Origin of the sequence: Shewanella aestuarii, from assembly GCF_011765625.1 — a bacterium.
GTDB lineage: Bacteria > Pseudomonadota > Gammaproteobacteria > Enterobacterales > Shewanellaceae > Shewanella > Shewanella aestuarii_A.
Genome location: NZ_CP050313.1, coordinates 1074593 through 1101463, shown reverse-complemented (window position 1 = coordinate 1101463; position 26871 = coordinate 1074593). Strand labels below are relative to the sequence as shown.

Sequence of the window (26871 nt, the reverse complement as noted above, 5' to 3'; positions counted from 1 at the left end):
TTAATTTAATGAGTATGTTATGACTAAAATAACGGTAATCATCCCTGTATACAATGCCGAAAAGTATATTGAAAGGTCACTAGACTCAATACTCATCCAAGAATGCATAAATGACATTGAAATATTATGTATCAATGATGGGTCAACAGATAATTCAGCATTGATAATTGAAAAAAAATGTCTAGAAAATAGCAGTATCAAGTTAATTAATCAGAAAAACCAAGGCCCTGCTCACGCAAGAAACTTCGCAATGAGTATTGCTAAAGGTGACTATATTGCATTTGTTGCTGTCGATGATTTTATAGTCTGTAACAATTTAATTTGGCTACTTCAGGAAATAAATAATAGCAGAATTGATATTATTTTTTTTGATTCCAGTACGATTCAATCTAAAGGAAAAATAAGTAGAAAAATAAGCTTAACTGTTCAATTTTTCGCTAATAGTGATCACGGCTTTCGTTATTTACAAGAAAACCATTATGGACCAAATTTTTGTTTGGCATTTTTTTTCAGCGTATTTCTACATAATAATAAACTATTATTTCCATTAAATTCAAATTGTGGAAAATCACATTTTTTTAGGATGGTTATTTTAACTTCATCAAGAATTGTGCTACTGAGCGATGTGTTTTACCACTATGTCCAATCTGAAGGCTCATATTGTAGAGTAACCAACACTAGAAACTTACTTGATCTACCTGTCTTATATTTGAAAATCTTATCTGCACTAACACTTAGCCAAAAAGCCCAAATCGGCCCCTTTAAAGTTAACAATATTCGCGGTGTATCATTACCACATTGTAACTTCTCTCTATCAGATACCATTATGATTTTATTAAGTAAATTTGTAGATAAAATAAAAACAGATTTATTAAAAGTGATTGATATTCATGTTTTTAAAGTAATCAACATATGATAAGTCACTTATTAAACTTACTAAAATAGATTATTAAGGAGCGGGAAATGACATATAGAATAGATTCAGCTTTAATGCCAGTCCCAAATAGTATTACAAATCAACTCAATCTGCTCGCAGTTAAGTACAAAGGGCAGCGGATCGCTGTCTCCCCTCATTGTGAATTAGTTTGCAATCTATACTTACGAGGTCATTTTCGTGATTTTGAATTGGTTGGTGCTATAGATAATAATACTAGTAAACATGGCAAAACCCTTTCAGGTATTCCTGTATATGGCATTAAGGAATTACCAGAACTAGACGTGACCTCAATTCTGGTAATTCATAGTCACTACCATCAAATTATAACCTCAAACTTAGTCAGTAATGTCCCCCAAAATATCGATGTCATTGATCTTTCGTGTAAATATGATGATCGCCAGTTTCGGACTCAGATTGCACAATATTTTGATCGAAAAAATAGTGATATGCTGCGTCCAGGGTTCGAAAGTAATAAAGCAATTATGGCTCACAATTTACACACAGCAGAAATAACAATTGATCCTTGTTGGGGGCTAGGAGATAAGCTCTGTTTAATGGTTGCAGCAAGAGAATTCTCGCTAAGGAACCCTCATATTGATGTGAAGTTTAATGATCTTAAAGATATCGTTAATGCCTTTGGTGATGATTTATTATCACAAGGCCAAGCACTACCTCTGCCAAATAATGCCAATGCTTTACATAGGACTAAACTATCATCACCTGCAGCAAATTATTTAGGCTGTTTCTTACTAGGACTTGGGTTAGACTTTGATCAAAGACCTAAACTGCGACTGCCTAATGTTGACGCGCCTAAAGGATTAATACCAGGACAATATATTGCATTACAGCCAACGGCAAACTTCGCTAAACCAAACATGACGCTAAAAGATTTACAAGCAATCATTGATGCATGTCCACTCCCTGTTGTACTAACTGGCCCTTTGCAGCCAATCAATTCTCATTTAGCAAATATAGATCAAATATCAAATCAGCTAACTCATGCTAGTAGCGACCATTATGGTAATGAAATGGATATGTTGAAAATTATTAGACATGCTGCATTAGTAATAACACCGCGCTCAGCAAGTGCCCATATTGCTGCCGCTTATCAGGTTCCTGCTATTGTATGTGTTCCGAATGATGGTGAAAATTGGCATCTAGATTATCCTGATTGGATATGCAAACAGATACCTGTTACCAATAAATTAATTGTTAAAGAAGTAATAGAAAACGTAAATCAAATAATCAGTATGGGCAATAACTCAAATACTGAAATAGATAAGGAAATCGTATGAATCAGTGCAAAATAGCTCATGCATGCGAACCGCAGAAGTCACACCTTCGGCGGCAAAAATCTGGTTTTTACCAGCGCTATTTAAGTGGTAAGGCGATCTTGGATATAGGTGGAGGAGACGGAGAAAGCCTTATCCCAAATAGTATCATCGTAGATTTAGATTACCCAGGCTATAATGGCACTACCCTGCCATTTGAAACCTGTAGCCAAGACGCTGTATTTTCAAGTCACTGTTTAGAACATGTGGATAACCCAACTTTCACAATCAAGGAGTGGTTTCGTGTCATTAAACCCGGTGGTTTTTTAGTATTAGTGGTACCACACCAATATTTATATGAACGAAAACTCAATTTACCCTCACGCTGGAATAAAGAGCACCTTCGGTTTTATACGCCCTCTTCTTTGTTATTAGATGTAGAATCTGCATTAATAATGAATACCTATCGTATTAGAAGTATGTTAGACAATGATGCTAATTTTGACTACAACGTTAGTGAATATCAGCATGCAACTGGTTGTTATGAAATTGAATTAGTAATAGAGAAACTTGCCGAAAATCCTGTTATGGAATTTGGTACTACTCGTTTAAAAAAACAACTTATACAACAGAAAATTAAAGACGTTATAATTTGTGGGGCTGGAGAAATTGGAGAGGATATATATCGATTAACCCAGCAGCTGAACATAAAAGTTCATGCTATAACCGATCAACATGACCAACAGTTAAAAAATGGCATCAGAACCATAAAATTGTCGAGTTTAACACAACCACCTTGTATAGATTTTATAGTGGCATCTGTAGCATATAAACAAGACATAATCACCGAATTAAAAACGATATCGGCGAAGCATAATTTCGCAGCTCGTATACTTACTATTTAAATGGAGAAATTATGAATACTTCGTTGCCAAAAGTGAGTATTGGTATGCCGGTTTTTAATGGCGGAGAATATATAGCAGATGCTATCGAATCAATATTAAATCAAACATTCACCGATTATGAAATTATTATTTCTGATAACTGCTCTAACGATACAACAGGAAAAATCTGTCAGCACTATGCCCAAAATGACTCACGTATTCGTTATATAAAACAATCTTCTAATATTGGTGCTGAAGCTAATTTTAACTTTGTATTTAAACAATCTGTAGCTAAATATTTTATGTGGGCAGCGGTTGATGATATACGTTCGCCGAAATTTTTAGAAGTAAACTATCAATTTCTAAATAACAACCTCGATTTTGTATCATCCACATCACAAGCAAGATTAGCCGACTTAAAAAACAATAATCAATCAACTATGGGTTGTTGGGAGTTAAATCAAGATCGTGTTGTCCCACGTTTAATCACGTTTTATTCTAGCTGGCATGCAAACTCACTCTTTTATGGCCTTCATCGCCGCCATTCAATTGCAAGTTGGAGAGGGTTAAATTCTAACTTCCACCATTTCTTAGGAGGCGACTGGGATTTAGTCGTGCATCTTTTAAACCAAGGAAAAATGCATTGTGATATGACAGAATATATACAATTAGGGGCTGCTGGTTCATGCCGTATTAGTAATTTATATTCACAGTATCGACGTAACTTGATTGATGACTTTATCCCATTTCGCGATAACTCTGTACAAGCATTAAAAGTAATGCTTAAGAGTAACGATTGGACAATACAGGAAGCCTTCCAGCTATTAAATAATTTATATCGTTATAACAATTTAGGAAGACAACATCGAATCAAAATTGAACAATACGATGCCAATAGCACAATTATCGCTCAACGTTTAAGCAGAGAAAACATCAACGAAATAATCATTTGTGGAGCAGGTGAAATTGGCATGCGATTAGCTGCTGTTTTACTAGAACATGATATAAAGGTATTAGGCTTCACAGATAAAATGGCTAATGATCAACAAGTTAAAATATTAGGCAATAAAATACCTGTGCTGACCTTGGAGCAAGCAAGTAAACTTGATTTTAAGGACTATATTATTGCTTCCAACCAATTCGCAGTAGAAATTTCACAAGAATTAATGCAGTTAACGGCACACCGTCAGCAAGTAGTAAATATTCATTATTTAACGTCGTGACGTTAGTTATTTTAGGGAGAGAGTGATGAAAGCCGTTATTTTAGCCGGAGGACTAGGTACTCGCATTAGCGAAGAGTCTCATTTAAAACCCAAACCAATGATTGAAATTGGTGGAAAACCAATACTTTGGCATATTATGAAAATATATTCATATTATGGCATTAATGACTTTGTCATTTGCCTTGGCTACAAAGGCTATATAATCAAAGAGTATTTTGCCAATTACTTCCTGCATATGTCTGATGTCACTTTTGATATGCGAACCAATAAAATGGAAGTGCATCACGAACATGCCGAGCCTTGGCGAGTCACCTTAGTCGATACTGGTGAACACAGCATGACAGGCGGACGCCTAAAACGTGTGAAAGATTATGTAGACGGAGAAACGTTTTGCTTTACTTATGGTGATGGTGTCGCTGACATCAATTTAGATAAGTTATTACAGCACCATAAAAATGCCGGTAAAGTTGCCACTGTAACAGCTATTCAGCCACCCGGACGATATGGCGCTTTAAATATCAACAATGGCATTGTGCAAACCTTCCAAGAAAAACCTGCAGGTGACGGTTCATGGATCAATGGTGGTTTTTTTGTTTTAGAACCAGCTATTTTTGATCTACTTGAAAATGATAAAACGATTTTTGAAGATGAACCACTGATTAATTTAGCCAAAAAAGGCAATATGAGTGCTTATAAACATTATGGTTTCTGGCAAGCAATGGACACCTTACGTGATAAAAACCAGCTAGAAGATTTATGGCAATCCAAAACGCCACCTTGGAAAGTATGGTAATGGCGCTATTTAACGATTTTTTCCGTGGCCGTAAAGTGCTAATAACAGGGCATACTGGTTTTAAAGGCAGTTGGTTGACCTTATGGTTACATCGCCTTGGGGCAGATATTACTGGGATAAGCTTACTTCCACAAACACAACCCAATCTATTCAGCCTGTTAAATATTGAATCCTTATGCCAGCATCATGTATGTGATATTCGTGATCAGCCGGCATTGGCAACCCTAATCAACAAAGTCAAACCTGAGATTGTATTTCACCTTGCCGCTCAACCATTGGTTAGAGCCAGTTACCGTGAACCTATAGAGACCTTTTCAACCAATGTTATGGGCACAGCGAATCTGCTTGAAGCCTTACGAAGTAGCGCTACCGTAAAATCGGTCGTCATGGTCACTACTGATAAAGTTTACCAAAATCAAGAAGTAGAAAGGCCCTACCAAGAAGATGATCGCCTAGGAGGGCATGACCCTTATAGCGCCAGTAAAGCCGCAAGTGAATTAATCATTGATTGTTATAGAAACTCTTTTTTGGCAGAGCAAGGTATTGCCTTGGCATCAGCCCGAGCAGGCAATGTAATTGGCGGTGGTGATTGGTCTGATGATCGCCTAATTCCTGATGCTATCCGTGCATGGCAAAACAAACAACCATTAAATATTCGACGTCCAGAATCCATTAGGCCCTGGCAACATGTTTTAGAGCCACTATTTGGCTATATGAAACTAGCCCATGACTTATACCATCAACCTGAATTATCTGGGGCATTTAATTTTGGTCCTGAGACAAGTGAAGCGGCGACAGTAAGACACGTCATCAGTACTGCTCAGCAGATTTACAGCTCTGGAGATGTCATCTGGCACGATGTTCCTGAAGGTGTTCATGAAGCTGGGTTACTCACATTAGATACCACTAAAAGCCATGGGATGCTCAATATTAGATCGTTATGGGATCTAAATGAGACATTAAAGCGCACAATAAATTGGTACAGTGAACATGAAAATGGAACAACTGCACAGGCATTATGCGAAGCTGATATCGCCGCCTACGAGGCGTTATTATGAGCCGATTTAAGATAACTAACACGCCCTTAGAGGGTCTAAAATGCCTACAACGGCAACGCATTGGTGATCAGCGTGGCTTTTTTTCACGATTATTCTGTGCAAGCGAGCTAGCACAATGTGGTTGGCATAAGCCTATTGCCCAAATTAATCACTCACAAACCGCTAAAAAAGGCACTGTCCGTGGCTTACATTATCAACATCAGCCTTTTAGCGAAATGAAATTAGTGAGTTGTATTCAGGGTGAAATTTGGGACATTGCCGTTGATGTAAGATCAAATTCCCCACTTTTTTACAATGGCACGCGCAATATTTATCCGCAGAAAATGGCAAGGCATTATTAATACCTGAAGGCTTTGCTCATGGTTTTCAAACAATCACTGATAATGTGCAGCTACTGTATACCCACTCCGAAATCTATGCCCCAGATGCAGAAGCGGGTATCAATATTTTAGATCCCAAGTTAGCTATTCCCTGGCCAGTGCCCATCACTGAACGTTCCGTTCGTGATCAAGGCTTTCCCTTGCTCGATAGTCAATTTTCAGGAGTAATCATTTAATGGATTGCAGACATTGCGGAACATCGTTAACACATACTTTTATCGATCTAGGCTTTGCACCGCCTTCTAATGCCTATTTGACTCATGAGCAACTTAATCAACCAGAACTTTACTTCCCTCTAAAAGTCAAAGTCTGCCATCAGTGTTGGCTTGTTCAAACAGAAGATTACAGCCAAGCTGAGGAGTTATTTGATGCGAATTATGCATACTTCTCAAGCACCTCCAGTGGCTGGCTTGCTCATGCTAAGGCTTATAGCGAATCCATAATCGAGCACTTAACTCTCGATTCTAATAGCTTTGTTATTGAAATCGCTTCAAATGATGGCTATTTACTCAAAAACTTTGTTGCCGCTGGAATTCCTTGCTTGGGTGTAGAGCCAACCGCCAGTACCGCAGCAGCTGCGGAACAAATAGGGATCCCCGTACTGAAGGCGTTTTTTAGTGAAAAGTTAGCTGCAGAATTAGCAACTAAACAACAAGCTGATTTAATTGTTGGTAATAATGTGTATGCTCATGTTCCTGATATCAATGACTTTACTAAAGGTTTAAAAACAGCTTTAAAACCCAATGGGACCATTACCCTAGAGTTTCCGCATTTATTACAATTAATTGAGCAAGTTCAGTTCGATACCATTTATCATGAACACTTTTCTTATTTATCGCTCAATACCGTAACCAAAATTTTTACTGCGGCAGGTTTACGTATTTGGGATGTAGAAACACTACCAACCCACGGTGGAAGTTTGCGAATTTATGGCTGTCATGCAGACGATACCCGCCCAAATAAGCCTGCAGTTAATGCCATGCTTGAGAGTGAAAAAGACTACGGCTTACAAGATCTTGATGTATACCTTCAGTTTCAAGAACGCGCCAATAAGCTTAAAAATGAATTATTAGGCTTTTTGTTGCAACAAAAACAGCTAGGTAAAACAGTTGCAGCTTATGGTGCGGCAGCTAAAGGCAACACTATGCTAAATTTTGCCGGAGTAAAACCAGACTTATTGCCATGTGTTTACGATGCCGCCTCCTCAAAACAAGGTAAATTTATGCCTGGTAGCCACATTCCAATATTAGCGCCTCAATATTTGGCAGATCAAGCTCCCGACTTTTTAGTTATTTTGCCTTGGAATATTGCCGCTGAAGTCAAAAATCACCATAAAAACCTTGTAGCTAAAGGCACTCAATTTGTCACCTTTGTCCCCCAATTGAGTATTGAATCATGAAATCGATTCTCGTCACTGGCGCATCCGGCTTTGTCGGCCGACAAGTACTGAAACATTTAGCCAAATTCGATATAGACATCATCGTTGTCACGCGAAATGAGCAAAGCGAATACTTTAATAATATCCCCAAATAAAAAAAATCATTCATTCAAAAGATCTTTTTATTGAAAATGAACAGTGGTGGCAAGATCACTTACATGGAATTGACACTATCATTCATATTGCTTGGTATGTTGAGCCGGGGAAATATCTTAATTCAGATAAAAACATTGAATGCATGCAAGGCACTCTGACATTAGCAAAAGCAGCTATTGCAACGGGTGTTAAAAAGTTTGTCGGGATAGGCACTTGCTTTGAATATGATTTAGACCAAGATTTCCTCTCAACATCTAGCCCATTGAAGCCATTGACCATATATGCAGCAGCGAAGGCAGCTACCTATATTTCACTATCACAATGGTTAGCTACTCACGCTGTCGAATTTGCATGGTGCAGACTTTTTTATCTATATGGTGAAGGTGAAGATAACAGAAGGTTTGTGCCTTACTTACGCTCAAAACTGGTAGCCGGTGAGCCTGCAGAATTAACTAGCGGAAAACAAGTACGTGACTTTATGAACATTGATGAAGCAGGCAAATTAATTGCGCTAACAGCGATAGAAGATCACCAAGGACCTATAAACATATGTTCTGGATTGCCGATAACTATCAGACAATTAGCCGAAAGTATTGCTGATGAATATGGCAGAAGAGATTTATTAAAGTTTGGCGTTCGTGCAGATAACCTAATAGATCCTCCCCGTGTTGTTGGTATAAAAAGCTTTAATACCCCATAAGTATTCTGGAGTTTAAATGAACGATTTTGAAAAAGAAGTGTTTGATAGAATTAAATCAAATGCCAATAACCAACCATTACAAAATGCAGCAAACGCGTTTCTGGAATTATCAACCAAACCACAGTATTCATACAATTTTGCTTGGCAAGGACGACCAATCATTCAATATCCCCAGGATATGATCGCCATGCAGGAGTTGATTTGGAATATAAAACCCGATCTCATCATCGAAACCGGCATAGCCCATGGTGGCTCGCTTATATTTAGTGCATCAATGCTAGCTCAACTCGATATGTGTGATGCGATTGAGTCTGGTGAAATGTTTGATCCCAAAGTATCTAAACGTAAAGTGTTAGGCATTGATATTGATATTCGCGCTCATAACCGTGAGGCTATAGAGGCACACCCAATGGCTTCGCGTATCCAAATGATCCAAGGTTCAAGCATTGATCCAGCAATAATAGATCAGGTTAAAGAAATCGCTAAACATTATGAAACAGTGTTAGTTTGCCTAGATTCAAATCATACACATGAGCATGTACTTGCAGAGCTAGAAGCCTATGCACCACTAACTTCAACTGGAAGTTATTGTGTGGTGTTTGATACGTTAATCGAAGATATGCCTGATGATATGTACCCTAATCGGCCATGGTGTCCTGGAAACAATCCTAAAACAGCGGTATGGCAGTACCTTAAAACTCATCCTGAGTTTGAAATTGACACTGATATTCCGAACAAATTACTCATTACTGTTGCTCATGACGGTTTTTTAAAACGGATAGACTAGGTGGAAAAATGTTTAACTTTGATCTTTTTTTACAAACGCTGAAAACTGAACACAACATGTTCCAAACAAGAGAGCTACCGAGTATTGCTCAAATCAAAGAAGATGATTTGCGAGAAATTGGTAGCTTACTAGCCTACGACAACACTATCGCTTCATTAAGAGACAAAAATAAACAATTTGTTTGGCATGTTGCCTTACCTAAAAGTGGCTCTACCTGGTTAACAAATACCTTAGCGGCACTTTTAAACACCAAAGGCTGGCAAAATTTTTATTTTTTAAATGGCGGTGGTAATCGAGCTCAAGAGATTAGTCCATCTGAAATATTAAGACAAAAACTGCTCGACAAACACATTTTTGCACAACATCAACATTGCTTATACTCAGATTATACATTAGACATTATTGAAAAATTTAATATTAAAGTCATTTTACAAGTTAGAGATTTAAAAGATTGCTTAATTAGCCTTAAAGATCACCTTGATAACGAGACGACAATAAAGCCTTTGTTTTATATGAATGATTTCTGTTGGAATAGTTTAAATGAAGATCAAAAGCTTGAGTTTCTTATTGCATTTGCGGCCCCTTGGTATGTTAATTTTTGGGCGGGGTGGAGTCATGCAATAACATCCCGAAAAATTGATGTCTCTCTGGTAAATTATTCAGATCTATTAACCGACTTTGAATCAATTGTTTGGAACATATACCAGTCAGTTGGATACAACAAAGATGCACAGTTCACTGCAAAGTTGAGTGAATTAAATGGTTCAGTTTTTACTCGTAAAAATATTGGAAAAACAGGAAGAGGAGATCAATTCTCTGCTGAACAAAAACTAAAAATTCAATCGCTAACATCATTTTTCCCTGATACTGACTTTTCCCCAATAGGCTTATAGCTCAACAATTAATCTTATACAAAATTAATAGAGTGACATTAATTGCCTGAAAGGATAATAAAATGAATCTTAGTAGCAAAAAAACTCGGGTAACCTTAGATGAAAAAATGCAGTACGCCCCAGATGAATCAGCTGCTATCGAGCACGTTATTGGTTTTCGGGTAGGTTACAGTGCAGCTACCTATTAAAGGCGGGTGGGTTGAAGTCGATAACCCTTCAGATATTGCGTTATACGAAGCAAAGATCCAACATGCCAATTGGCATCATGATTGGCGTCACAACGACAGCAAATAAGAAGCAAAAATCAATTTTAGTTGCTAGGAGTGAATTAACGCCACCATCTCGTATTCTAAATAATCCGCTAGGCCCAGCCAATCTTGATTCTCTTGGGCTTGCAAAGCCAAGCCGATGGTTTGCTGCATTTGAACTGAGCTTAATATATTTTTATGATTTTGTTCTAAAATATTTAAACACTGGATCAACTGCTGCGAGGCTTCAGGCTCGTTGCCCAACCGAAATAATTTTGCCGTTAACGCCGCTTGTTGTTGGAAACTCAATTCATTCATAATAAAAAACCTGTCAAATACCTGCCCGCAATAATCATACCAACCGTATTAAATAACTGATCATTCTAGCTTGTGAAAACACCTGATAACTGCGTTAGATTTTTTGATTGTAGAATAACTACTTATCAAAAAAATCAGCCTTGTTATCACGCATTTTTCCGACGCTATTTCTGGCCACTTATTTACTGTGATTGGTTTCAAATCTACTTAAAACATGTTTATAAAGATAACAAAGAAACGCCCTGTAATTTGGCGCTTTGAGGGCTAGATTGATAAAAATCAATCTCTGGATGCTGATGAATTAGCTGTTCAAGACTGCGTAAATACCCTCTAAAATTTAAATCCGTGGTTACTTTTTCGCCTTGTCCATTTTCAATCAAATGCTTTTTACTCACACTGACCTTTGGCCCTAAATCACCATCATTCCAAAACGCATGGGTTTTATTGTTGGCATAACAAAAATCACAGCCAAATAAGGTAATGCTGCTGGGTTGCATTTTTATCGCCAAATCTACCGCAGGGTGGATCACGCTGCCATTGCAAAATAAGCGTAACTTCGGGTGTTGTTTATTTAATGTCTTATACATGCTGGTTTGTGAATATGCAGCAAAACGCTTTCCTGGCCAGGCATTTAGTACACTCGTCATCACCCGCGGGAAATAAACCAATTTAACGGAATCTAAGACAGTTACCGGTAGATGGGCAGGAGTGATCTTTGCATCGATACTGACCACAATATCAGGCGTAATCCCATGATGGGCTAAGGCCTTAAATGCGGTATCAACTGCGATAATCAATGGTGGTTTCGCTGAACAATGTTGATTCAAAATATAATCATAAAATTGCTCTAGCGTCGGCCCTGCACCAATAACAAATACATCTCGATTTGGATATAAATCGGTCAGTATTGCAGCATCTTGATCCTGTCTAACAAAAGCAAGGTTATCAGCTAAACGCTGTTCAATTTCAGGGTCTTTATCTAAATGATGACGATTAGAAAACTCACGATGATTCTCTAGCATTAAAAGATCTCGTGTTGCTGCATTCTTGTCGTCAGCTAATTGTAAATCTGGGGTGCTAGCAATATAAGGAGAGCGAATTGCAAAAGGGTCAGTGCTTGGCATTAAATTTACCCTTGCATCTTCAAGCCACTCACGTTGATCGGTATAGGTCAGTAGCAATGCCAATAAGGCCATATTTAGCGGGTAAACATTAATCTGCTGGATAGCTAGATTATCAATCAACAAACTAGCCACATCACCCATACCAATACCGTATAAACTGATGTTAGTTGCGGCTTTTGGCAAGGTGTCGATAAATAAGGACGCCTCAGCCATACGGTCGTGACGACTACTTAATTGCACGCCATCAACACGAATTGTTTGCGTCTGCCCTGTGACTAATTGCGCATCAAAGTGTTCAAAGGATGTTTGCATAAGATGTTGAGCAATTTGAGGCCAACGTTTACTGATGATGGCGATATTTTGTTCAAAAAGCGCTGACATGCAGACTCCTAAGGTTTCACTAATAAAAAACACGTATCATCATAAGGGTAACCTAAAAAGCGACCAAGCAAAATGCAATGTCTCAGATTAAACGCAGCACCAATATAAGTTGTATAGTAAATGAGTGCAGTAGGAATAAAATTTGCATAGAATGCATAAGTGTCAAAATATAATAACAATGGAATTTTATGAGTTGCGAATACACATTTTTAAGTCAATGTTTTGATCACTTATTTCCTTTACCGCGCTCCATCACTGGGCCAGGTATTGAGGCATCAATACATTATTTACAGCAATTCATGCCCTTGTCGATTGAAAAAGTTCCCTCTGGAAGCCAAGTGTTTGATTGGACAGTGCCACCAGAATGGCATTTAAAGCGAGCCACTCTGACAGGGCCAACAGGCGAGCTAATCTGCGATACCGATATCAACAACTTGCATGTCGTCAACTATTCCATTCCCGTTCAAGGGCAATACCAATTATCCGAACTACAGGCCCACTTGCACAGTACACATCATTTTCCAACCGCTATTCCCTATGTCACCAGCTACTACAATCCCACTTGGGGTTTTTGCATGGCAGATGAAGTGCGGCAAACATTAAAATCAGGCACTTATACTGTCAATATTGATACTGAATTTAAAAGCGATGGTGGAGTTCCTTTTGCGCACTGTGTTTTGCCCGGCGAGAGTCACAAAGAAATATTATTAAGCAGTTATTTATGCCACCCATCAATGGCCAATAACGAATTAAGCGGCCCTTTGGTATTATTATTACTCTACCAACGCATTGAAAAATGGCCTAAAAGGCGTTTTAGCTATCGCTTTTTGCTAAACCCAGAAACCATAGGATCACTCTGCTTTTTATCGCGCTACCACCAACACCTTAAGCAAAATCTCGCTGCAGGATTAATCTTAACGTGCCTAGGCGGAAGCAATAGTACTTTGCGCTATAAATCAAGTCGGATAAATAACAGCGTATTTGATGAACTTATCCCAACGCTAAGCCAGACGGACGAAAGTTGGACTCATCATGCATATACTCCACTGCATGGTTCAGATGAAAGACAATATTGCTCACCGGGTTTTAACCTACCAATGGGACAAATTGCCCGAACCGTTTATGGACAATATAACGGTTACCATAATTCCTTAGATGACAAAGAAACCATGGACGTTAATCAACTGATTAGATCAGTTGATCAAATTGAATCTATGCTGAAAATGGCCGAAGTATGCGGAAAGCCAGTCAATCAATCGCCATACGGCGAACCTCAATTAGGAAAAAGAGGTTTATATCCAACGATTAACAAGCCAGGAAATTGGCAATTATCCAGCGATACGACAATGGATAACCGAAAATTCCTAAACATTGTGCTAACTACATTAAGCATGGCAGATGGCCTTAATTCAAGCATTGAAATTGCAAAACAAAGTAACTGCACTATTCATGAATTAGCCGATGTTATAACAATACTAGAAGACAAAGGGCTCATTAAATTTAATCAGGAGCCATTGGCATGAGTATCGTTTTTATTTGTGGTAATCACCCGCGCCATGCTTTTATGGCAAGACAACTGGCAACAACAGGCATCTTAAAAAGTGTCATTGTCGAGCAACGTGAACACTTCACACCTCAACCGCCCGCATCCATTAGTGATGATCTCAAAGCATTGTTTACTCATCATTTTGCTCAAAGAGACTACATTGAACATGACACCTTTGGTGCAGTCAATTGGCCCGATGTGCCAATTCATCATATACAATTGAGCGAACTAAATTCAGAGCGAGTCCACACCCTACTCACTCAAAGTGATCCTGATATATTAATTACTTATGGCTGCCACATGCTCACAGAAGCCACATTAAACTGTGTATCGGGAGAGCGCTGGAATTGTCATGGTGGATTATCGCCACAATATCGTGGTGCCATCACCCACTTTTGGCCCAGCTATATGTTAGAGCCACAAATGACGGGAATGACAGTGCATGATTTAACTCAAAAATTGGATGCGGGCGATATTGTCCACCAATGTGTTGCAGATATGGTAAGAGGCGACACCTTACATCAGGTAGCCGCTCGTGCTGTCCGAAAGCTCGGTGAAGAACTCCCTCAAGTTATCGCTAAATTTATTCAAGATGGTCGCATGGAAAAGCAAGCCCAACGTAATAATGGCACGCTGTGGCTAGCGTCAAAATGGCAACCTGAACATTTACGCCTTATTTACCAAACCTATCAAGATAAGATCGTTGATTTATACTTAGATAAAAAAATTGGCCAACATCAGCCAAACTTATTTAGGCAACTGCCCTAAATAACCTTCAAAGCAAACAGGAACATGTTAATCTCATGTTCCTTAATATCACGCTTTAAAGATGCAAACTGTGTAGGATTCGCCCATTTATTAAATAAATTATAAAGTCATAAATCAGCAAGTTAAAAAATAGCAAAAATCACTAACGCCAACTAATATTAATAAAAAATGCGATAGGGCTAAGCAATGAACTTAGAATGTAACAATAACGACAGAACAACCTGCCCCAATTGTGCAGACATGAATGCTTTAGATTTTGATTTCACAATGGCTTTCCAGCCAATCATTAATTGTAAAACCAAGCAGATATTTGGTTATGAAGCGCTGGTGCGTGGTTTAAATAATGAATCCGCTTACTCGATTATTTCTCAGGTAAATGATGACAACCGATATTTATTCGATCAACTTTGTCGTGTAAAAGCCATCGCACTAGCAGCCAAATTAAACATAGATTGCATGTTAAGTATTAACTTTTTGCCTAACGCAATATACCAGCCTCAGCGATGCATTCGTACCACACTTGAAGCCGCTAAAAAACACAATTTTCCAACCAAACAAATCATGTTCGAGTTTACTGAAGTTGAACAATTTAAAGACAACGACCACGTAAAACAAGTTGTTGATTATTACAAGGAATTAGGCTTCAAAACTGCGACCGATGATTTTGGTTCAGGACATTCTGGATTAAATTTATTAGCTGATTTTCAAACGGACATAATTAAATTGGATATGGAATTAATCCGTAATATTAATCAAAACAAAGCCCGCCAAACTATTGTTCATCATTGTTTAAATATGTTCGCAGACCTAGGGGTTACAGCGCTTGCTGAGGGAATTGAGACAATAGAAGAATATATTTGGCTTAAAGAAGCGGGTATTGAATTAATGCAAGGTTATTTGTTTGCGAAACCCAGCTTTGAAAGCTTACCTGCAGTAGACTTTTTAGCCCTCTAATCTAACTTACTGATACAAAGGCAAAGTTAGACTCAAAAAACTAACCAAAATTAAAATCAAATGCTTGAGATTGAAAGCTTAGGTGGTCTATAGGTGGGACAAAATTTTTAGCAAAGCTGTAAGTAATTGATAGCTTAAAGCTTAATTTTTTATATGGTCTCCCCACAGGGGATAAGCCCGCCTAATATACCCACTTTAACCAACCTTAACAACCACAAATATTGATATATAAAATCAACCACTTATATTAAAATCACATTAATGGATATATATTAAAATTAATGTATATTTACCTTTAGCGGGAGATTGGTGGGAGATAAGTGGGAGATCAATATGACTAAAAAAGAAAGGTTCAAGTTTACTAAAACGCTAATAAAGCAACTCAGAGAGAGACGCGAAAACACTTATTATGGTGATACTGAAGTCCCACCTCTACATTTAAAAACCAATACTAACGGCAATGGTTATTTTTACTTAATAAAGCGCGTTCAAGGTAAAAAGGTTTTTGTTAGCTACGGTAGTTCTGACGAAATGACTGTGGAACAAGCCCGAAAAGCAGCGCTTGATGATATAGAATTGATGCGCCAAGGGATAAACCCTAATGAGGAAAAAGCCGCGATAAGAGAGCGCAGACTTAACAGCTTTACTTATGCTGATTTGTTTGCAGCCTATAAGGCTGATTTTCAAGTCAGAATAAAAGCTGGTGAGCGTAGACCTAAATCGCTTGAGGATGCTCAATCCCTTTTCAAACTTCACACCAAGCCCTTTTTTAAAAACAAAGACGTTCGAGACCTCACTAATGATGATGCTCGAAAAATTATTTCAGATCTAAAAACGGCAAAGAGCCCTGCAATTAGTAACAAGTGCCTCACTCAAATCAAATCAATCTTTAACTACGCAAAGAAAGAAGGTCTTATTTCTGACAATCATTTTGCCGTAGCTAAAAAGTTTGCAGAGCAGCCAAGAGAGCGTGTATTGACTCAAGAGGAAGAAATCAGACTTTTGGCAGCACTGGACGAAGAACCACAAGTTTTTAAAGACATTGTATTAATCGCTTTGCTGACAGGACAGCGTAAAAGCTGCGTTTTGTCTTTGAGATGGGAAGAAATAGACCCGCAGCAAAGAATTTGGACGATACCAGCAAGTAAGGCTAAATCTAAAAAAGGCTTAGTTGTGCCACTTATCCCCGCAGCAATGGAAATCTTAAACCGAAGAAGCCAAGAGGCTGAACAAGGCGAGGTTTTTGTATTCCCTAATAAGCGCAGCAAACTAGGTCATGTTGTTGAAAAAACAGGACAGGGCTCATTCTGGAGGCGCGTCACAAAGCGTGCAGGGCTTTATTCAGACGACAAAGCACAAAGACTAACCTTTCACGATTTAAGGCGTTCTACAGCCACCAGAATGGCGAGAGCAGGCATAGAGTTAGCCATCATTCAAAAGGCGTTAGGTCATAGCTCAATAGCGATCACACAGCGCACCTATGCACACCATGATTTAAGTCAGGTTCGCGCAGGTCTTGAGCATATCAGTAATGAGCCACAAACAGCCGTTGAGCTATTAAAAGAACAGTTAAGGGCACTTACACCGGAACAACGAAAAGAATTGTTAGGAGGGCTTTAAAGTGAGCCAAAAACCACAGCACTACGGGATAAACGAAGCGACTTGCGCCACAGAAATAAACTGGGCGCTAAAAACATTTGTCGAGATGGTTCGTGACGGTGATGAAGTCCCTCAGCACCTTCTTGAATTTATCGCTGGTGGAGTTGAGAAGTATTTAAAAGGTGGGAAACCATGGAGTAGTAAAGTTGATAGCGAGTTTAAAAACTCAAATGCTATTGGTTTGATGTTAGCAATTATTGAGCGTGGCGGAAGCCAATTAGACATTGCCGCCCACTGGGGCGTAACCAATTCTCGAATTAGTCAAATGTTAGCGCCACCTGAGGATGACCAGAGAGGCTTAGATTTGATCAGAAGAAACATGCTCAAAAATTCATATCTTGCACTGTATAAAAACAAGAATCTCTCAGACATGCTTAATGCATTATCAGAAATGAAGGAATCAACAAAATAATAAGTTAAGGAATTTAATTTCTAAAAACTTAATTTGTCACATTAATGAAAATATATGATTCATCCTAGTCATTAAGCAAGAGCAACGGGTGAATATTATGCAAAATCAAAATCTACTAAACAATTCAGAAGCAGCAGCTTATTTAGGCGTAACAGAGGGAACTCTAACAGTCTGGAGGAGCTGCGGCAGATACAACCTCCCCTTTGTAAAAGTTGGTCGCTTAGTCCGCTACAGGCTAACCGATTTAAACGCATTCCTAGATAGCAGAACGCAAACCAAAACCGCCTAGGCTTATCCCTTGTAAGGAGAAAACCTAACTTTTAAGTAATTAATTTTATTCAATTAAAAATATTTTCTTAATAAATTCTACCAATTTACTACCGATTTTAAGGAGTTTTATGAAAATTACTATCGAATAAATGAAAGCTGATTATCCACTAGCCTATATGGAATTGATGAAAATGAATGTTGGATTAATGATGCTGCTTAACTGCTTTACCACCAGCATTGTTAGTCGATTAATCCGCTATAAACTCAGCGAGTTAAACACATTCCCAGACTTAACTAGAGAGGTCATAAATGAGTAAACGATCTTATGGAGTTTCAATAGTATTAGGTCGCCTTCTAAATGGAGAGCGCCTAACAGCAGAGCAAATAACTTTTTTAACTAATGGGGAGCAACAAAGCCGGGTAATGGATGAATTAAGAAAATCGTTCATACCTTGGGACTGTGACGAATCAGCAAAAGATACAGTATGGTTTATCCCGCCTTCTGAAATTCATCGTTATTTCAATTGCAGAGATGAGCAGATAGAAGCCGAAAAATCACATTATTACGCAAAAAAAACCATGAAGCTTGATCGAATATTGAGGGATGCTATCAGGTGGCGCGGCGTGAATTGGCTTATCAACCGAATCAATGAGCAGGCGGCAAATGATTCAATCTATAACGCTGAAAAGCAAGAAGGCTTTGAGAACAAGTAGTCTCAAAGCCCTCGGATAAAAACATGGTTAGCGGTGTAAGTTTGGCGACATAAGCCGCTAACCATATTTGATAGAGTAATACTTCAATGGCTGAAAGTAAAACTGAAAAAGGTTCATGGCTTCCAGAATCAATCGAGCAGGCAGTAATCCAAAGTGGGTTAGATTTATATCATGCGTGGATTGTTAGCAAAGCAATTTCTTACTACAAAGCAAATCGCGATTATCACGCTTCCAATGCTTACCTAGCTAAGAAACTAGGGAAAAGCACCAGACAAATACAAAGATACATTAAAGACCTTGAGCGCTTTGGCTGGCTTTATGTGAACCAATCAAAGTCGGTTAAAGGTTCAAGTAGAAAGTTACTACCCACCCAAAACACGCTTGCAATCTTGAGGGGTGACATAGATGTCATGCCTAGGGGTGACATAGATGTCATGGGAGGGGTGACGCCAGTGTCACCCAATAATAAAGACCATAACAAAGTTATTAATAATACAGTTTTAACTACAACATCATTTGAAAATGATGCCGATGTTTTTTACAAGAATCATCTAAGGAAGTTAATAGCACAAGACTTAGGCATTGAAACTGATGATATGGTTTTCGAGTTTTATGAAGTTGCAAGGCAGTGGGCAGAGCTTGTTACGAATGTGGACATACCAGAACAGCCTAACACCTCAATAATTCAGCTATTGTTAAGCAATGATACATTGGCAGGCTTTGCTAACAGCAATCAGGTTATAGAGTTCCTTGATGGGCGCTACCAAGAAAGAAACGTATTCAAAAGAGACAAACCAGTAAACCTTAGCTGGCTAATGTGTGCAGAGATGGAGGACTTAGCAAGAGATGGGATTCTTAGTAGTGAAGGCTTTGCAGAGCAATGGAGTAACAACGCTGTAAAGCTTTTAGCAGAAACATTAGTTTGAGTAGAATTTAGTTGCACCTAAGTTGTTTTAGTCGAGTTCAGAAGAAAACTGATAACTCAATAGACTGATTTAATGAGATTTAAATTTAAACAATCATATTTTTCTCCCACCATTCTCCCCCCATATAGGGGAATAGGCTATTTTAATTGCACCAATAAGTGCCTTTGAAATGCCCGATTCTGGGCTATTTGAAAAATAGAAATTCCTACCTTTAAAAACACTAAGAAACCACTAAGGTTTTTAATTCTCCAGATTGTTTAATATTAAAGCCAAGTTCAGTAAATCATTCACCATACAAAATCTCATGGCGGGATAATATGACGTGACGACATTTCACGAATCAGCACAAACACCCGCAGCATTTCTCAGAACTCACATAGAAACGCCTATTTAACCGATAACGCAAAGTGGATCGCCCACAATTGGCCGTTCTAACCCGCTAATTGATAAAAACGATTAATAAATTAAGTTTTAATCGAATAAATAAATACTGGGTGGTATAATTTATAAACAAGAAAGGCATCAAGCCATTCAATAACGGGGTTAATTTTATGAAAAGCATTTCTGATTTAGTTGGTCAGGTGAAGATTTCTCAGCGATTAAACAACTCGCTAGCATTTAAGAACATTGAGCTATCCGCAAGTAACTATGAGAGCCTGATGAGCAAGCTATCAATGCTCGATTGGCAAAAAACCTCATCGATGGATAAAAAAGCTGTTCAGAAAAAAATCCAAACGGCAAATGAAAGTGTTACACGAGAAATGCAAGCGGCATCGAATCAGTTATTGAGCAAGCTTGCCTCTCAGCAAGACAAACTCGAGCAGGCTTCAAAAGCAACACATACAGATTTAGCCATTGCGGGAATGTTAGCTGGCAAAACAGCAAATCAATTATTTGAGATTGGTTGCCAGTCAGCAAGTGCGGCAAGAATTTTGACATCAACTGATGCAGGTGTTTTTGGTGGTCTAAGCCGAGAGCAGGTCAACACTTTGCGCAAGCATGCAGCACCAGCCCAGTTTGCAGAAGTTGAAGAAACGGAAAAGGCTATTGATACCCTAATTCGCCTGAAATCAACGCTAGACGCTGCCCACGGTTACAATGAAATAAAGTTTTCAGCCAACGGAAACGAACAGAAGATTGCAGGCATCTTGAACGATGAAGCAGTCGAAGAAGCAGCCGAAGAAAGCGAGCAAGAAACCGAATAATAATTTAACGGGATTTTTATTATGCCTGAATTTGAAGCTGGAAATAAACGGGCGAGAGGTCGCCCAGTTGGGGCAAAAAATAAGCGCTCTTTGTTGCCTAAATCCCTAAGTAAAGAAGCAATCAAACAGCTTGAAGGGAAGGTATTAGAGGGCGACATGGTAGCCATTAAGTTTGTTCTTGATAGGGTTTACCCAAGCTTAAAACCTGTCACTCAAAGCGATTCATTAGACGGCAAGCTGATTGAGGCGCGGCTAAAAGAAATCACTGAATTTGATGAACGCTTGCGAGCACTAGAAAATGCGCAGTAACAAAAACCTACTTCAGCGATTGGAGCAAATTGAAAACCGTTCTTGTGTGATCATTGATCATTTCGATGATTGGGGAGGTGGCGAGCAAACGCCAGAGGATATTTTTAACGCTGAGTATTATCACTTGATCCATACGGGCGCTATTTCGTGGGAAAGCTATTTTTATCTTGGCAAGTTGCACGGGCTTAACCCTGAATTTGAAACATATGAGGCGTATCGAGCGGATATGCTAACAAACGGCTGGTGATGATTATGAAATCGAGTCTAGTTAAGCGCCTAGAAAACCTGAAAAGCGATAAAAAACTTGTTTATCCGCAGTGGCACCAATTCAAAAATGAATCTGAATACGTCGAATTTATGAATGCTCACAATCCTGGTGTTGATTGGCGTGAAAAATACCGACCGCTCGAAGATTTTTACTAAGGGGCAAGCAATGCGATCTGATGAAAACGCAGAAAATTCAGAGTTTGAAGTAAACTTTTATTGCCAAGCAATTGTCGCTAGTTATCGCATGAAGCCTTATCAGTGGTTAGCCCGCTTTGGTGGGTTTACTTATTCAGGATGGATCCCAGCAGAGCACCGGCATTTGAAAAGCGATTACAAAGAAATCCTGCTTGATATGCGCTCAAAGGTGAAGCCCGTTGTTAATCTTGGCATCAAGCCTGAATTTAGATTGAACACAGCGCAGCATTTTTCCTAACAAGTAGGAAATTAGATAGAAATCCATCAACACAAAAGAGCCTAGCTTGAACACAAGGCTTTAACTTTTTGCAATATATTTTCTAATGAATCACGCGGGAGAATAGCGGGAGAACGCTGAAAAAATGACAACCCAAGTTATTGTTCTGTATAGCTTTTTATATTCAAATGGTCTCCCCACAGGGACTCGAACCCCGATCGGCCGCTTAGGAGGCGGCTGCTCTATCCTGTTGAGCTATAGGGAGACGCAAATGATTATACTGGTTTTCAATCCGATGAAAAGGCTTTAATTAGGGTTTAAATTTGTTTAGATTTAATCGCTTAATAATTAAACGCCCTGCGTTATCAAGATTTCTATTCAACCTCAAAATAAGCACTAAAGCTTAATGGCAATATCGTAAACCTGAATATTTTCACTGCTATCTATGTTTTCAAGCACGGCAGTCGCAATATCCTCACTCACTTGCTCTATCATCACCTTGGCTCGACTTTGTGTGGCAATGGCGCGCATGCTATTTAGCCTATCTGGAATATTTTTTTGCAATACAATTTGAAACTTATCACCCATTTTGACGCCATTTTTACGACCTAAATTAATGATAATGCGATCGCCCTGTCTAGCAATAATTTGCCCTAGCAAAGGGCGGCAATTCAGCTGATTATCTAATTGCATGATCCCTTGCTGAAGTTGCAATGTAATCGCTTGTCCGTATGAAGACCCCCAAAACCTTTGGCTATTTGGCATTACGGCATCTTGACGCTCAAACTCCCACGGCGCGTTGGTGGCAAATTCATCTGCCCACACTACTTCGCCACTAATACCATGATATAAAGTCAATTTATAACTAAATTGCCTTAGCGGGGTGTGATCGATCAAACCAAATAAACTGCTGGTAAAAGGTTCGGTCGACATGTCAGTCACTTCAGACTGCAATATATACTGGCTGTCGGTAATTTCGCCTAACCAACTAGGAATACGATAGCCATTAAAATTCACTAATTCGTTAGTTTTGTCGATACGTTCATCGGCATGAATACGTGCAAAACTATATTGCGACTGTTTATTGATTTGGACACCTAACTGCTGAGTCAATGCTTGGCTAAAGCCATTAAGTTGCCCAGTTCTTAGCTGTGCTCTATCAGCAATCTCAACCTGGGGCACCATAATAGCCGCTTTTAGCGACTGTTCAGCACACTGCGCTGCCGCTGAAGTGTCATCAATATTTAACGATAACACCACCTCAATTCGATTATCGCTAATGATTTCACTGACCAATTCAATATTATTAGCCGCTCCCATTCGCTGCATCATAAAGGTGTCTTGAGTAAGTGTGCCTTGGGTAATTTGTTGTTGGCTACTAAAGTTCACCCCAGCTTTTAAGCTGGCATAGTTGAGCGCTTGATTTATGGCGTCTTCTCTCGCTTTATCAATATTCCCATTTACAATGGTCGCTTTACCGGTCACTTCTACGAGTTCTGCGTATACGCTTGGACTCATAATGACCATTAGTAGTAAAAATTTGGTCAGCCTTGCCCTAAGTGTATAACCTTGAGTCTGTGTGCCTAAATAGGTTAATCCAGCTTGCAACATAGCTCTTCCTGCGTCAGATATCCGTCACTTTGGCTTTAAATCATTGCTAAGTAGACGTTTACAATATGATGTTATCAATTCAAAGCAATTTTTGTGCCTAAAAAAGGCAATAGCGACCATTGCCATGTTGATATTTTAATAAAGATTTTTGCTTTGAGGCCGATAAAAGCATATCAGAACAAAACTAATGGCTTTTAAGCAGATGCCAAGGATAAAACCATGCAGCAACGATTAACCGTTTTAGCTTTAATGCTGACAACATTCGGTCTGTCTGGATGCACTAACACCCTAAATCAGAGTGATAACTTAGCCTTTAGTAATGAAGGAAAATGGGTGAGTTACCAAGACAGCAATGACATGTACCAAGATAAATTGGTATATGATGCAAATGCATCAGGTTTAGCCCCCAAAGGCCAGGTCAATATTTGGGCTGAAAAATTAGTCAATGAGCTAGTATTGCAAAATGATGCGTTGCGTCCCGATCAACCTTTAGTGGTTGCCACACCGGTTATGTCAAACAATTTCCAGCAAACTAATGAGTTAGCATTGCAATTACAGCAAAGTCTTATGACGGCTTTTCATGCTCATGAGTTTAATCTTGTTGACCTAAATGTCGCTAATGCGCTCAGAGCCACCAGTCAAGGTGAGTTTATGCTTAGTCGAGATTGGCAACTGCTGCCCAGTGATTTACCGGTATCTCATGTGTTAGTTTCAACGCTTAATTTAACCAATGAAGGAATTAACTTTAATGGTCGAATTGTTGATGTCACCAATAATAGAGTAGTTTCGGCCGTGCAATCTTTTGTCGCTGGCAAAAGTTTATCTGGCTATGTGATACCAGCTAATAAAGTGCAAACCCGTGATGGTTTACTCTATCGTACTGAAGATACAGCTAATAACCGTTATACCGTATTAGGAGATAAGCAATGAAGCACTTGGTTCTTAGTCTAATACTTGGTGTTTTTATGATTGGCTGTGCCAATAATCAAAAGCATGTGCAATGGGAAACCGAAGCGCCCAGCCAGTTTCCTAAAATTACCGCTGTAGGTTATGCCCCATTAGCAACCCAGCCAAGTAATGAGCAATCACATAAAATTTTAATGGCAATGCAAGCATCAAAGGTTGCCGCATATCGTGAGCTAGCTGAACAAGTTTATGGCCAAAAGATTGATGCACATAGCAGTGTTAGTGAGTGGCTACTTACTAACGATACTGTTAAGTCATCTGTGAGTGGATTAATTAAGGGCGCAAAAGTGGTTAAAACCTACCCTTCAGGTGAGTTTTATGTCACTGAGCTTGAGCTCGATTTTGAGCAAGTATGGCATTTATACCAACAACAAAATCGCCCTAAACGCATTAAAGAAGTAACTTATTTTTAGCTAACCGTTTATGCGTTGCTAAACCGAGTTAAAATTCATTCAGCTAATTTGCTTTTCACTATTAAAAACGCCGATGACTATCGGCGTTTCTTTATATGATTTTTTATTTTGTAATTTAAGACTTAAGCAGTTAAAAATTGATTTTAAAGGTTAATCCACCAGCTGCTTGATTGCTTATATCTTCAGTTGACTTAGGTTCACTAAGCTCAATTTCACTGCCAAAGAAATAGCCTGCGTATGCATTCAAACTTACGCTTTGACTGATCTGCCAACCGGCACGAAAAAAGCCAACCCACTCTTCAATCTCAATGGTGGTGTCATCATTTTCAATTAAAAAGCGCTGTGTACGACGTGATGACCCTACCCCAAAATCCCATTCGTCAGATAACTTGTAACTCACCTCTAACCCTGCTGGGCCACTAAACCCGGCTTGGAATGGGTTAGCAAGTACCCACTTGTCACTTATTTGCCAGCGAACCGCCAAGTAAGGCACAGTACGAACTTCTGAAATATCATTTAAGTAAGCAACACCCACGCCTAACATATTACCTGATTCAAATCGGTACATGCCTGATGCAACCGCGCCATAGCTTTGCGCGTTTGATGAAGAAGCGATATCAGCATAGGCATACTGAATTTTGGGGGCAAACATAAACGTCCACTGATTACCTGGACGATAGATTAGTGATAGACCTGCACTGTATTGATTGATAGACGACCAAGGAACATTTGCGTTACGGATGGCACTGTCTTGTTTTATTCGCCATCCATAATCTAAATTGTCATAACCGATATTGGCACCAATCATCCACTGTTTATTAAGGGGCATAGCTGCTGACAACTTCGCTGACCACACATCACGTTGTAGTTCGTTGCCATTGTCACCAACCGTCACAGACTCAGTTGAGGTTCGGGCAACATTTAACTCAAATGGGGAGCGGCTTGCAGCATTAGCGGTGGAACTCAGTGCAGCTAAACTAATAATCGATGCAACAATGGCTATGGATGTATACGAGACATTTTTTGAGTGCGCAAAGGGTATTTTTTTACTGGCTGTGGGTACCATTTTTTGCATCCTTTCAATACAGTTATAAATATTCTGTTTGGGTGATTGTTTCACAACTCAAGAGTATACGTAAGCTGCTAATAATAGTTCACTTTTATTAAACTTTATGGGCTCTTAAAAACATGTTTGCGGTTTCAACAAGATAGTTATTACGTTTAGTCAGTAAATCCCCTGATGATAAGCCCAATTCTAAGCGCATTTTAAGTTCACCAAACAACATTAAACATAAACGCACAGCGCTATCATGCGGATTATCAAAATAATATTGCTTATGCTGGTTTACCTTGGCTAGATAATCTCGCATTAGCCCCAACACATGTTTAGGACCAGCTTGATAAAATAAATCTGAGGCTTCGGGGTGGGTATCTGCTTGAGCAACACAAGTTTTAAACACGGTAATAGCTTCTTCTGACACTATCATTGCGCCAAATTGTTGCGCGAATGTGGTAATAGCAATTTCAGGTTTAGAAGGATCGATTAGTAAATCTTCAGTTAATTGATGTATCACACATTTAGACTCAATGGCGGCGACAAACAAATCATCTTTCGAACCAAAATGAGAATATACCGTCTGCTTCGACACTCCAGCATGTTTAGCAACTTCATCCATGCTGGTGTTAGGAAATCCCTGATTACAAAACAAATCAATCGCAGAACTTAAAATTTGAACACGTTTCTGTTCACTTTTAGATAAAGGGACTTGTGGATGATTATTCATTTTTTATTCTTCTGCTGTTTATCTGGCGAAAAGTTTAATCACTTTACATTTGCAACTATTTAATCACAAATTAGACTAGACAGTCTAGTTTTTTGAAATTAGACTTGCTAGTCTAGTTTAACTA

33 protein-coding genes, 1 tRNA gene and 1 pseudogene are annotated in these 26871 nt (G+C 38.9%); 29 read left to right on the top strand and 6 right to left on the bottom strand.

Annotation, left to right across the window (positions count from 1 at the left end; all coding sequences use genetic code 11):
- The first annotated feature begins 19 nt into the window (after window positions 1–19).
- The 14 genes and pseudogenes from HBH39_RS05070 to HBH39_RS19950 all read left to right on the top strand — a co-directional run bounded on the left by HBH39_RS05070 (window position 20) and on the right by HBH39_RS19950 (window position 10754).
- Window positions 20–916: a glycosyltransferase family 2 protein gene (locus tag HBH39_RS05070; RefSeq protein WP_167676181.1), complete on the top strand. Its 897-nt coding sequence runs from the start codon at window positions 20–22 to the stop codon at window positions 914–916.
- A gap of 47 nt (window positions 917–963) precedes the next feature.
- The gene (locus tag HBH39_RS05065; protein ID WP_167676179.1) at window positions 964–2232 is read left to right on the top strand and encodes a hypothetical protein; all 1269 of its coding nucleotides are present in this window, start codon (window positions 964–966) and stop codon (window positions 2230–2232) included.
- Complete coding sequence (locus HBH39_RS05060; protein ID WP_167676177.1) at window positions 2229–3113, top strand: methyltransferase domain-containing protein; 885 nt, start codon at window positions 2229–2231, stop codon at window positions 3111–3113. Before HBH39_RS05065 ends, HBH39_RS05060 begins: the two co-directional genes overlap by 4 nt.
- 11 nt (window positions 3114–3124) lie before the next feature.
- The gene (locus HBH39_RS05055) at window positions 3125–4315 is read left to right on the top strand and encodes a glycosyltransferase family 2 protein (protein ID WP_167676175.1); all 1191 of its coding nucleotides are present in this window, start codon (window positions 3125–3127) and stop codon (window positions 4313–4315) included.
- Window positions 4316–4340: 25 nt separating this feature from the next.
- Window positions 4341–5108, top strand: a complete 768-nt coding sequence (gene rfbF / locus HBH39_RS05050; protein ID WP_167676173.1) for a glucose-1-phosphate cytidylyltransferase — start codon at window positions 4341–4343, stop codon at window positions 5106–5108.
- The gene (rfbG, locus tag HBH39_RS05045; RefSeq protein WP_244325747.1) at window positions 5072–6166 is read left to right on the top strand and encodes a CDP-glucose 4,6-dehydratase; all 1095 of its coding nucleotides are present in this window, start codon (window positions 5072–5074) and stop codon (window positions 6164–6166) included. Before rfbF ends, rfbG begins: the two co-directional genes overlap by 37 nt.
- Window positions 6163–6722: pseudogene (locus HBH39_RS20090) on the top strand (dTDP-4-dehydrorhamnose 3,5-epimerase family protein). The gene rfbG and the pseudogene HBH39_RS20090 overlap by 4 nt, the downstream one beginning before the upstream one ends.
- On the top strand, window positions 6722–7945 hold the full coding sequence (locus HBH39_RS05035; protein ID WP_167676171.1) for a class I SAM-dependent methyltransferase: 1224 nt from the start codon (window positions 6722–6724) through the stop codon (window positions 7943–7945). The pseudogene HBH39_RS20090 and the gene HBH39_RS05035 overlap by 1 nt, the downstream one beginning before the upstream one ends.
- Window positions 7942–8079 (top strand): NAD-dependent epimerase/dehydratase family protein, encoded by a 138-nt coding sequence (locus tag HBH39_RS19960; RefSeq protein ID WP_208764183.1) that lies wholly within the window; start codon window positions 7942–7944, stop codon window positions 8077–8079. Before HBH39_RS05035 ends, HBH39_RS19960 begins: the two co-directional genes overlap by 4 nt.
- The gene (locus HBH39_RS05030; RefSeq protein WP_208764202.1) at window positions 8076–8780 is read left to right on the top strand and encodes an NAD-dependent epimerase/dehydratase family protein; all 705 of its coding nucleotides are present in this window, start codon (window positions 8076–8078) and stop codon (window positions 8778–8780) included. Before HBH39_RS19960 ends, HBH39_RS05030 begins: the two co-directional genes overlap by 4 nt.
- 16 nt (window positions 8781–8796) lie before the next feature.
- Window positions 8797–9567 (top strand): cephalosporin hydroxylase family protein, encoded by a 771-nt coding sequence (locus HBH39_RS05025; RefSeq protein ID WP_167676169.1) that lies wholly within the window; start codon window positions 8797–8799, stop codon window positions 9565–9567.
- Window positions 9568–9575: 8 nt separating this feature from the next.
- Window positions 9576–10460, top strand: a complete 885-nt coding sequence (locus HBH39_RS05020) for a sulfotransferase domain-containing protein (RefSeq protein ID WP_167676167.1) — start codon at window positions 9576–9578, stop codon at window positions 10458–10460.
- 62 nt (window positions 10461–10522) lie between these two features.
- Window positions 10523–10648: a hypothetical protein gene (locus tag HBH39_RS19955; protein WP_280117342.1), complete on the top strand. Its 126-nt coding sequence runs from the start codon at window positions 10523–10525 to the stop codon at window positions 10646–10648.
- On the top strand, window positions 10632–10754 hold the full coding sequence (locus HBH39_RS19950) for a hypothetical protein (RefSeq protein ID WP_280117341.1): 123 nt from the start codon (window positions 10632–10634) through the stop codon (window positions 10752–10754). Before HBH39_RS19955 ends, HBH39_RS19950 begins: the two co-directional genes overlap by 17 nt.
- A 23-nt stretch (window positions 10755–10777) precedes the next feature.
- Here HBH39_RS19950 and HBH39_RS05015 read toward each other — a convergent pair whose 3' ends face one another.
- Both HBH39_RS05015 and HBH39_RS05010 read right to left on the bottom strand, forming a co-directional pair.
- On the bottom strand, window positions 10778–11026 hold the full coding sequence (locus tag HBH39_RS05015) for a hypothetical protein (RefSeq protein WP_167676165.1): 249 nt from the start codon (window positions 11024–11026) through the stop codon (window positions 10778–10780).
- Between the two features lie 218 nt (window positions 11027–11244).
- Window positions 11245–12531, bottom strand: coding sequence for a motility associated factor glycosyltransferase family protein (locus HBH39_RS05010; RefSeq protein WP_167676163.1), 1287 nt, complete (start codon window positions 12529–12531; stop codon window positions 11245–11247).
- Window positions 12532–12719: 188 nt separating this feature from the next.
- Here HBH39_RS05010 and HBH39_RS05005 point away from each other — a divergent pair, with 188 nt between their 5' ends.
- The 13 genes from HBH39_RS05005 to HBH39_RS04945 all read left to right on the top strand — a co-directional run bounded on the left by HBH39_RS05005 (window position 12720) and on the right by HBH39_RS04945 (window position 21994).
- Window positions 12720–14054, top strand: a complete 1335-nt coding sequence (locus tag HBH39_RS05005; RefSeq protein ID WP_167676161.1) for a DUF4910 domain-containing protein — start codon at window positions 12720–12722, stop codon at window positions 14052–14054.
- The gene (locus HBH39_RS05000; protein WP_167676159.1) at window positions 14051–14845 is read left to right on the top strand and encodes a formyltransferase family protein; all 795 of its coding nucleotides are present in this window, start codon (window positions 14051–14053) and stop codon (window positions 14843–14845) included. The genes HBH39_RS05005 and HBH39_RS05000 overlap by 4 nt, the downstream gene beginning before the upstream one ends.
- A 186-nt stretch (window positions 14846–15031) precedes the next feature.
- Complete coding sequence (locus tag HBH39_RS04995; protein WP_167676157.1) at window positions 15032–15799, top strand: EAL domain-containing protein; 768 nt, start codon at window positions 15032–15034, stop codon at window positions 15797–15799.
- A gap of 333 nt (window positions 15800–16132) precedes the next feature.
- On the top strand, window positions 16133–17419 hold the full coding sequence (locus tag HBH39_RS04990) for a tyrosine-type recombinase/integrase (RefSeq protein WP_167676155.1): 1287 nt from the start codon (window positions 16133–16135) through the stop codon (window positions 17417–17419).
- A 1-nt stretch (window position 17420) separates the two neighbouring features.
- A complete protein-coding gene (locus HBH39_RS04985) occupies window positions 17421–17870 on the top strand; it encodes a hypothetical protein (protein WP_167676153.1) in 450 nt (149 codons plus the stop codon).
- 97 nt (window positions 17871–17967) lie between these two features.
- Entirely contained in the window at window positions 17968–18159 is a 192-nt protein-coding gene (locus tag HBH39_RS04980; protein WP_167676151.1) for a helix-turn-helix domain-containing protein, read from the top strand.
- 290 nt (window positions 18160–18449) lie between these two features.
- On the top strand, window positions 18450–18854 hold the full coding sequence (locus tag HBH39_RS04975; protein WP_167676150.1) for a hypothetical protein: 405 nt from the start codon (window positions 18450–18452) through the stop codon (window positions 18852–18854).
- 86 nt (window positions 18855–18940) lie between these two features.
- Window positions 18941–19780, top strand: coding sequence for a helix-turn-helix domain-containing protein (locus tag HBH39_RS04970; RefSeq protein ID WP_167676148.1), 840 nt, complete (start codon window positions 18941–18943; stop codon window positions 19778–19780).
- A 551-nt stretch (window positions 19781–20331) separates the two neighbouring features.
- A complete protein-coding gene (locus tag HBH39_RS04965) occupies window positions 20332–20985 on the top strand; it encodes a hypothetical protein (RefSeq protein ID WP_167676146.1) in 654 nt (217 codons plus the stop codon).
- 21 nt (window positions 20986–21006) lie between these two features.
- The gene (locus HBH39_RS04960) at window positions 21007–21294 is read left to right on the top strand and encodes a hypothetical protein (RefSeq protein WP_167676144.1); all 288 of its coding nucleotides are present in this window, start codon (window positions 21007–21009) and stop codon (window positions 21292–21294) included.
- A complete protein-coding gene (locus HBH39_RS04955; protein ID WP_167676142.1) occupies window positions 21284–21541 on the top strand; it encodes a hypothetical protein in 258 nt (85 codons plus the stop codon). Before HBH39_RS04960 ends, HBH39_RS04955 begins: the two co-directional genes overlap by 11 nt.
- Before the next feature lie 5 nt (window positions 21542–21546).
- The gene (locus HBH39_RS04950; protein WP_167676140.1) at window positions 21547–21717 is read left to right on the top strand and encodes a hypothetical protein; all 171 of its coding nucleotides are present in this window, start codon (window positions 21547–21549) and stop codon (window positions 21715–21717) included.
- A 10-nt stretch (window positions 21718–21727) separates the two neighbouring features.
- Window positions 21728–21994, top strand: a complete 267-nt coding sequence (locus HBH39_RS04945) for a hypothetical protein (RefSeq protein WP_167676138.1) — start codon at window positions 21728–21730, stop codon at window positions 21992–21994.
- A gap of 168 nt (window positions 21995–22162) precedes the next feature.
- Here the strand turns inward: HBH39_RS04945 and HBH39_RS04940 are convergent.
- Together HBH39_RS04940 and HBH39_RS04935 are read right to left on the bottom strand one after the other, a co-directional pair.
- Window positions 22163–22238, bottom strand: a tRNA-Arg gene (locus tag HBH39_RS04940).
- Window positions 22239–22369: 131 nt separating this feature from the next.
- Window positions 22370–23500, bottom strand: a complete 1131-nt coding sequence (locus tag HBH39_RS04935) for a flagellar assembly protein FlgT (protein ID WP_244325775.1) — start codon at window positions 23498–23500, stop codon at window positions 22370–22372.
- Between the two features lie 303 nt (window positions 23501–23803).
- On the opposite strand from HBH39_RS04935, the gene HBH39_RS04930 reads away from it, so the two are divergent.
- Complete coding sequence (locus HBH39_RS04930) at window positions 23804–24514, top strand: FlgO family outer membrane protein (RefSeq protein WP_167676135.1); 711 nt, start codon at window positions 23804–23806, stop codon at window positions 24512–24514.
- 35 nt (window positions 24515–24549) lie between these two features.
- Window positions 24550–24963 carry an LPP20 family lipoprotein gene (locus HBH39_RS04925; RefSeq protein ID WP_432280144.1) on the top strand — a complete coding sequence of 138 codons (414 nt, stop codon included), beginning with the start codon at window positions 24550–24552 and terminating at the stop codon, window positions 24961–24963.
- 130 nt (window positions 24964–25093) lie between these two features.
- Here the strand turns inward: HBH39_RS04925 and HBH39_RS04920 are convergent, their stop codons facing one another.
- Both HBH39_RS04920 and HBH39_RS04915 read right to left on the bottom strand, forming a co-directional pair.
- Window positions 25094–26029: a DUF6268 family outer membrane beta-barrel protein gene (locus tag HBH39_RS04920; protein ID WP_244325745.1), complete on the bottom strand. Its 936-nt coding sequence runs from the start codon at window positions 26027–26029 to the stop codon at window positions 25094–25096.
- 97 nt (window positions 26030–26126) lie between these two features.
- A complete protein-coding gene (locus tag HBH39_RS04915; protein WP_167676131.1) occupies window positions 26127–26747 on the bottom strand; it encodes a TetR/AcrR family transcriptional regulator in 621 nt (206 codons plus the stop codon).
- Window positions 26748–26871: the final 124 nt, after the last annotated feature.

Excerpts from the sequence above, each read along its gene's own strand:
- HBH39_RS04915 (WP_167676131.1), bottom strand. The coding sequence starts at position 26,747 with ATGAATAATCATCCACAAGTCCCTTTATCTAAAAGTGAACAGAAACGT.
- HBH39_RS04950 (WP_167676140.1), top strand. The coding sequence starts at position 21,547 with ATGAAATCGAGTCTAGTTAAGCGCCTAGAAAACCTGAAAAGCGATAAA.
- HBH39_RS19960 (WP_208764183.1), top strand. The coding sequence starts at position 7,942 with ATGAAATCGATTCTCGTCACTGGCGCATCCGGCTTTGTCGGCCGACAA.
- HBH39_RS04930 (WP_167676135.1), top strand. The coding sequence starts at position 23,804 with ATGCAGCAACGATTAACCGTTTTAGCTTTAATGCTGACAACATTCGGT.
- HBH39_RS04965 (WP_167676146.1), top strand. The coding sequence starts at position 20,332 with ATGAAAAGCATTTCTGATTTAGTTGGTCAGGTGAAGATTTCTCAGCGA.
- HBH39_RS05055 (WP_167676175.1), top strand. The coding sequence starts at position 3,125 with ATGAATACTTCGTTGCCAAAAGTGAGTATTGGTATGCCGGTTTTTAAT.
- HBH39_RS05005 (WP_167676161.1), top strand. The coding sequence starts at position 12,720 with ATGAGTTGCGAATACACATTTTTAAGTCAATGTTTTGATCACTTATTT.
- HBH39_RS04980 (WP_167676151.1), top strand. The coding sequence starts at position 17,968 with ATGCAAAATCAAAATCTACTAAACAATTCAGAAGCAGCAGCTTATTTA.
- HBH39_RS04945 (WP_167676138.1), top strand. The coding sequence starts at position 21,728 with ATGCGATCTGATGAAAACGCAGAAAATTCAGAGTTTGAAGTAAACTTT.
- HBH39_RS04990 (WP_167676155.1), top strand. The coding sequence starts at position 16,133 with ATGACTAAAAAAGAAAGGTTCAAGTTTACTAAAACGCTAATAAAGCAA.
- HBH39_RS05010 (WP_167676163.1), bottom strand. The coding sequence starts at position 12,531 with ATGTCAGCGCTTTTTGAACAAAATATCGCCATCATCAGTAAACGTTGG.
- HBH39_RS04975 (WP_167676150.1), top strand. The coding sequence starts at position 18,450 with ATGAGTAAACGATCTTATGGAGTTTCAATAGTATTAGGTCGCCTTCTA.
- HBH39_RS05020 (WP_167676167.1), top strand. The coding sequence starts at position 9,576 with ATGTTTAACTTTGATCTTTTTTTACAAACGCTGAAAACTGAACACAAC.
- rfbF (WP_167676173.1), top strand. The coding sequence starts at position 4,341 with ATGAAAGCCGTTATTTTAGCCGGAGGACTAGGTACTCGCATTAGCGAA.
- HBH39_RS05065 (WP_167676179.1), top strand. The coding sequence starts at position 964 with ATGACATATAGAATAGATTCAGCTTTAATGCCAGTCCCAAATAGTATT.
- HBH39_RS04960 (WP_167676144.1), top strand. The coding sequence starts at position 21,007 with ATGCCTGAATTTGAAGCTGGAAATAAACGGGCGAGAGGTCGCCCAGTT.
- HBH39_RS04995 (WP_167676157.1), top strand. The coding sequence starts at position 15,032 with ATGAACTTAGAATGTAACAATAACGACAGAACAACCTGCCCCAATTGT.
- HBH39_RS05025 (WP_167676169.1), top strand. The coding sequence starts at position 8,797 with ATGAACGATTTTGAAAAAGAAGTGTTTGATAGAATTAAATCAAATGCC.
- HBH39_RS19955 (WP_280117342.1), top strand. The coding sequence starts at position 10,523 with ATGAATCTTAGTAGCAAAAAAACTCGGGTAACCTTAGATGAAAAAATG.
- HBH39_RS04935 (WP_244325775.1), bottom strand. The coding sequence starts at position 23,500 with ATGGTCATTATGAGTCCAAGCGTATACGCAGAACTCGTAGAAGTGACC.
- HBH39_RS04970 (WP_167676148.1), top strand. The coding sequence starts at position 18,941 with ATGGCTGAAAGTAAAACTGAAAAAGGTTCATGGCTTCCAGAATCAATC.
- rfbG (WP_244325747.1), top strand. The coding sequence starts at position 5,072 with ATGGCAATCCAAAACGCCACCTTGGAAAGTATGGTAATGGCGCTATTT.
- HBH39_RS04920 (WP_244325745.1), bottom strand. The coding sequence starts at position 26,029 with ATGGTACCCACAGCCAGTAAAAAAATACCCTTTGCGCACTCAAAAAAT.
- HBH39_RS05060 (WP_167676177.1), top strand. The coding sequence starts at position 2,229 with ATGAATCAGTGCAAAATAGCTCATGCATGCGAACCGCAGAAGTCACAC.
- HBH39_RS04925 (WP_432280144.1), top strand. The coding sequence starts at position 24,550 with ATGATTGGCTGTGCCAATAATCAAAAGCATGTGCAATGGGAAACCGAA.
- HBH39_RS05035 (WP_167676171.1), top strand. The coding sequence starts at position 6,722 with ATGGATTGCAGACATTGCGGAACATCGTTAACACATACTTTTATCGAT.
- HBH39_RS04955 (WP_167676142.1), top strand. The coding sequence starts at position 21,284 with ATGCGCAGTAACAAAAACCTACTTCAGCGATTGGAGCAAATTGAAAAC.
- HBH39_RS05070 (WP_167676181.1), top strand. The coding sequence starts at position 20 with ATGACTAAAATAACGGTAATCATCCCTGTATACAATGCCGAAAAGTAT.
- HBH39_RS05015 (WP_167676165.1), bottom strand. The coding sequence starts at position 11,026 with ATGAATGAATTGAGTTTCCAACAACAAGCGGCGTTAACGGCAAAATTA.
- HBH39_RS05000 (WP_167676159.1), top strand. The coding sequence starts at position 14,051 with ATGAGTATCGTTTTTATTTGTGGTAATCACCCGCGCCATGCTTTTATG.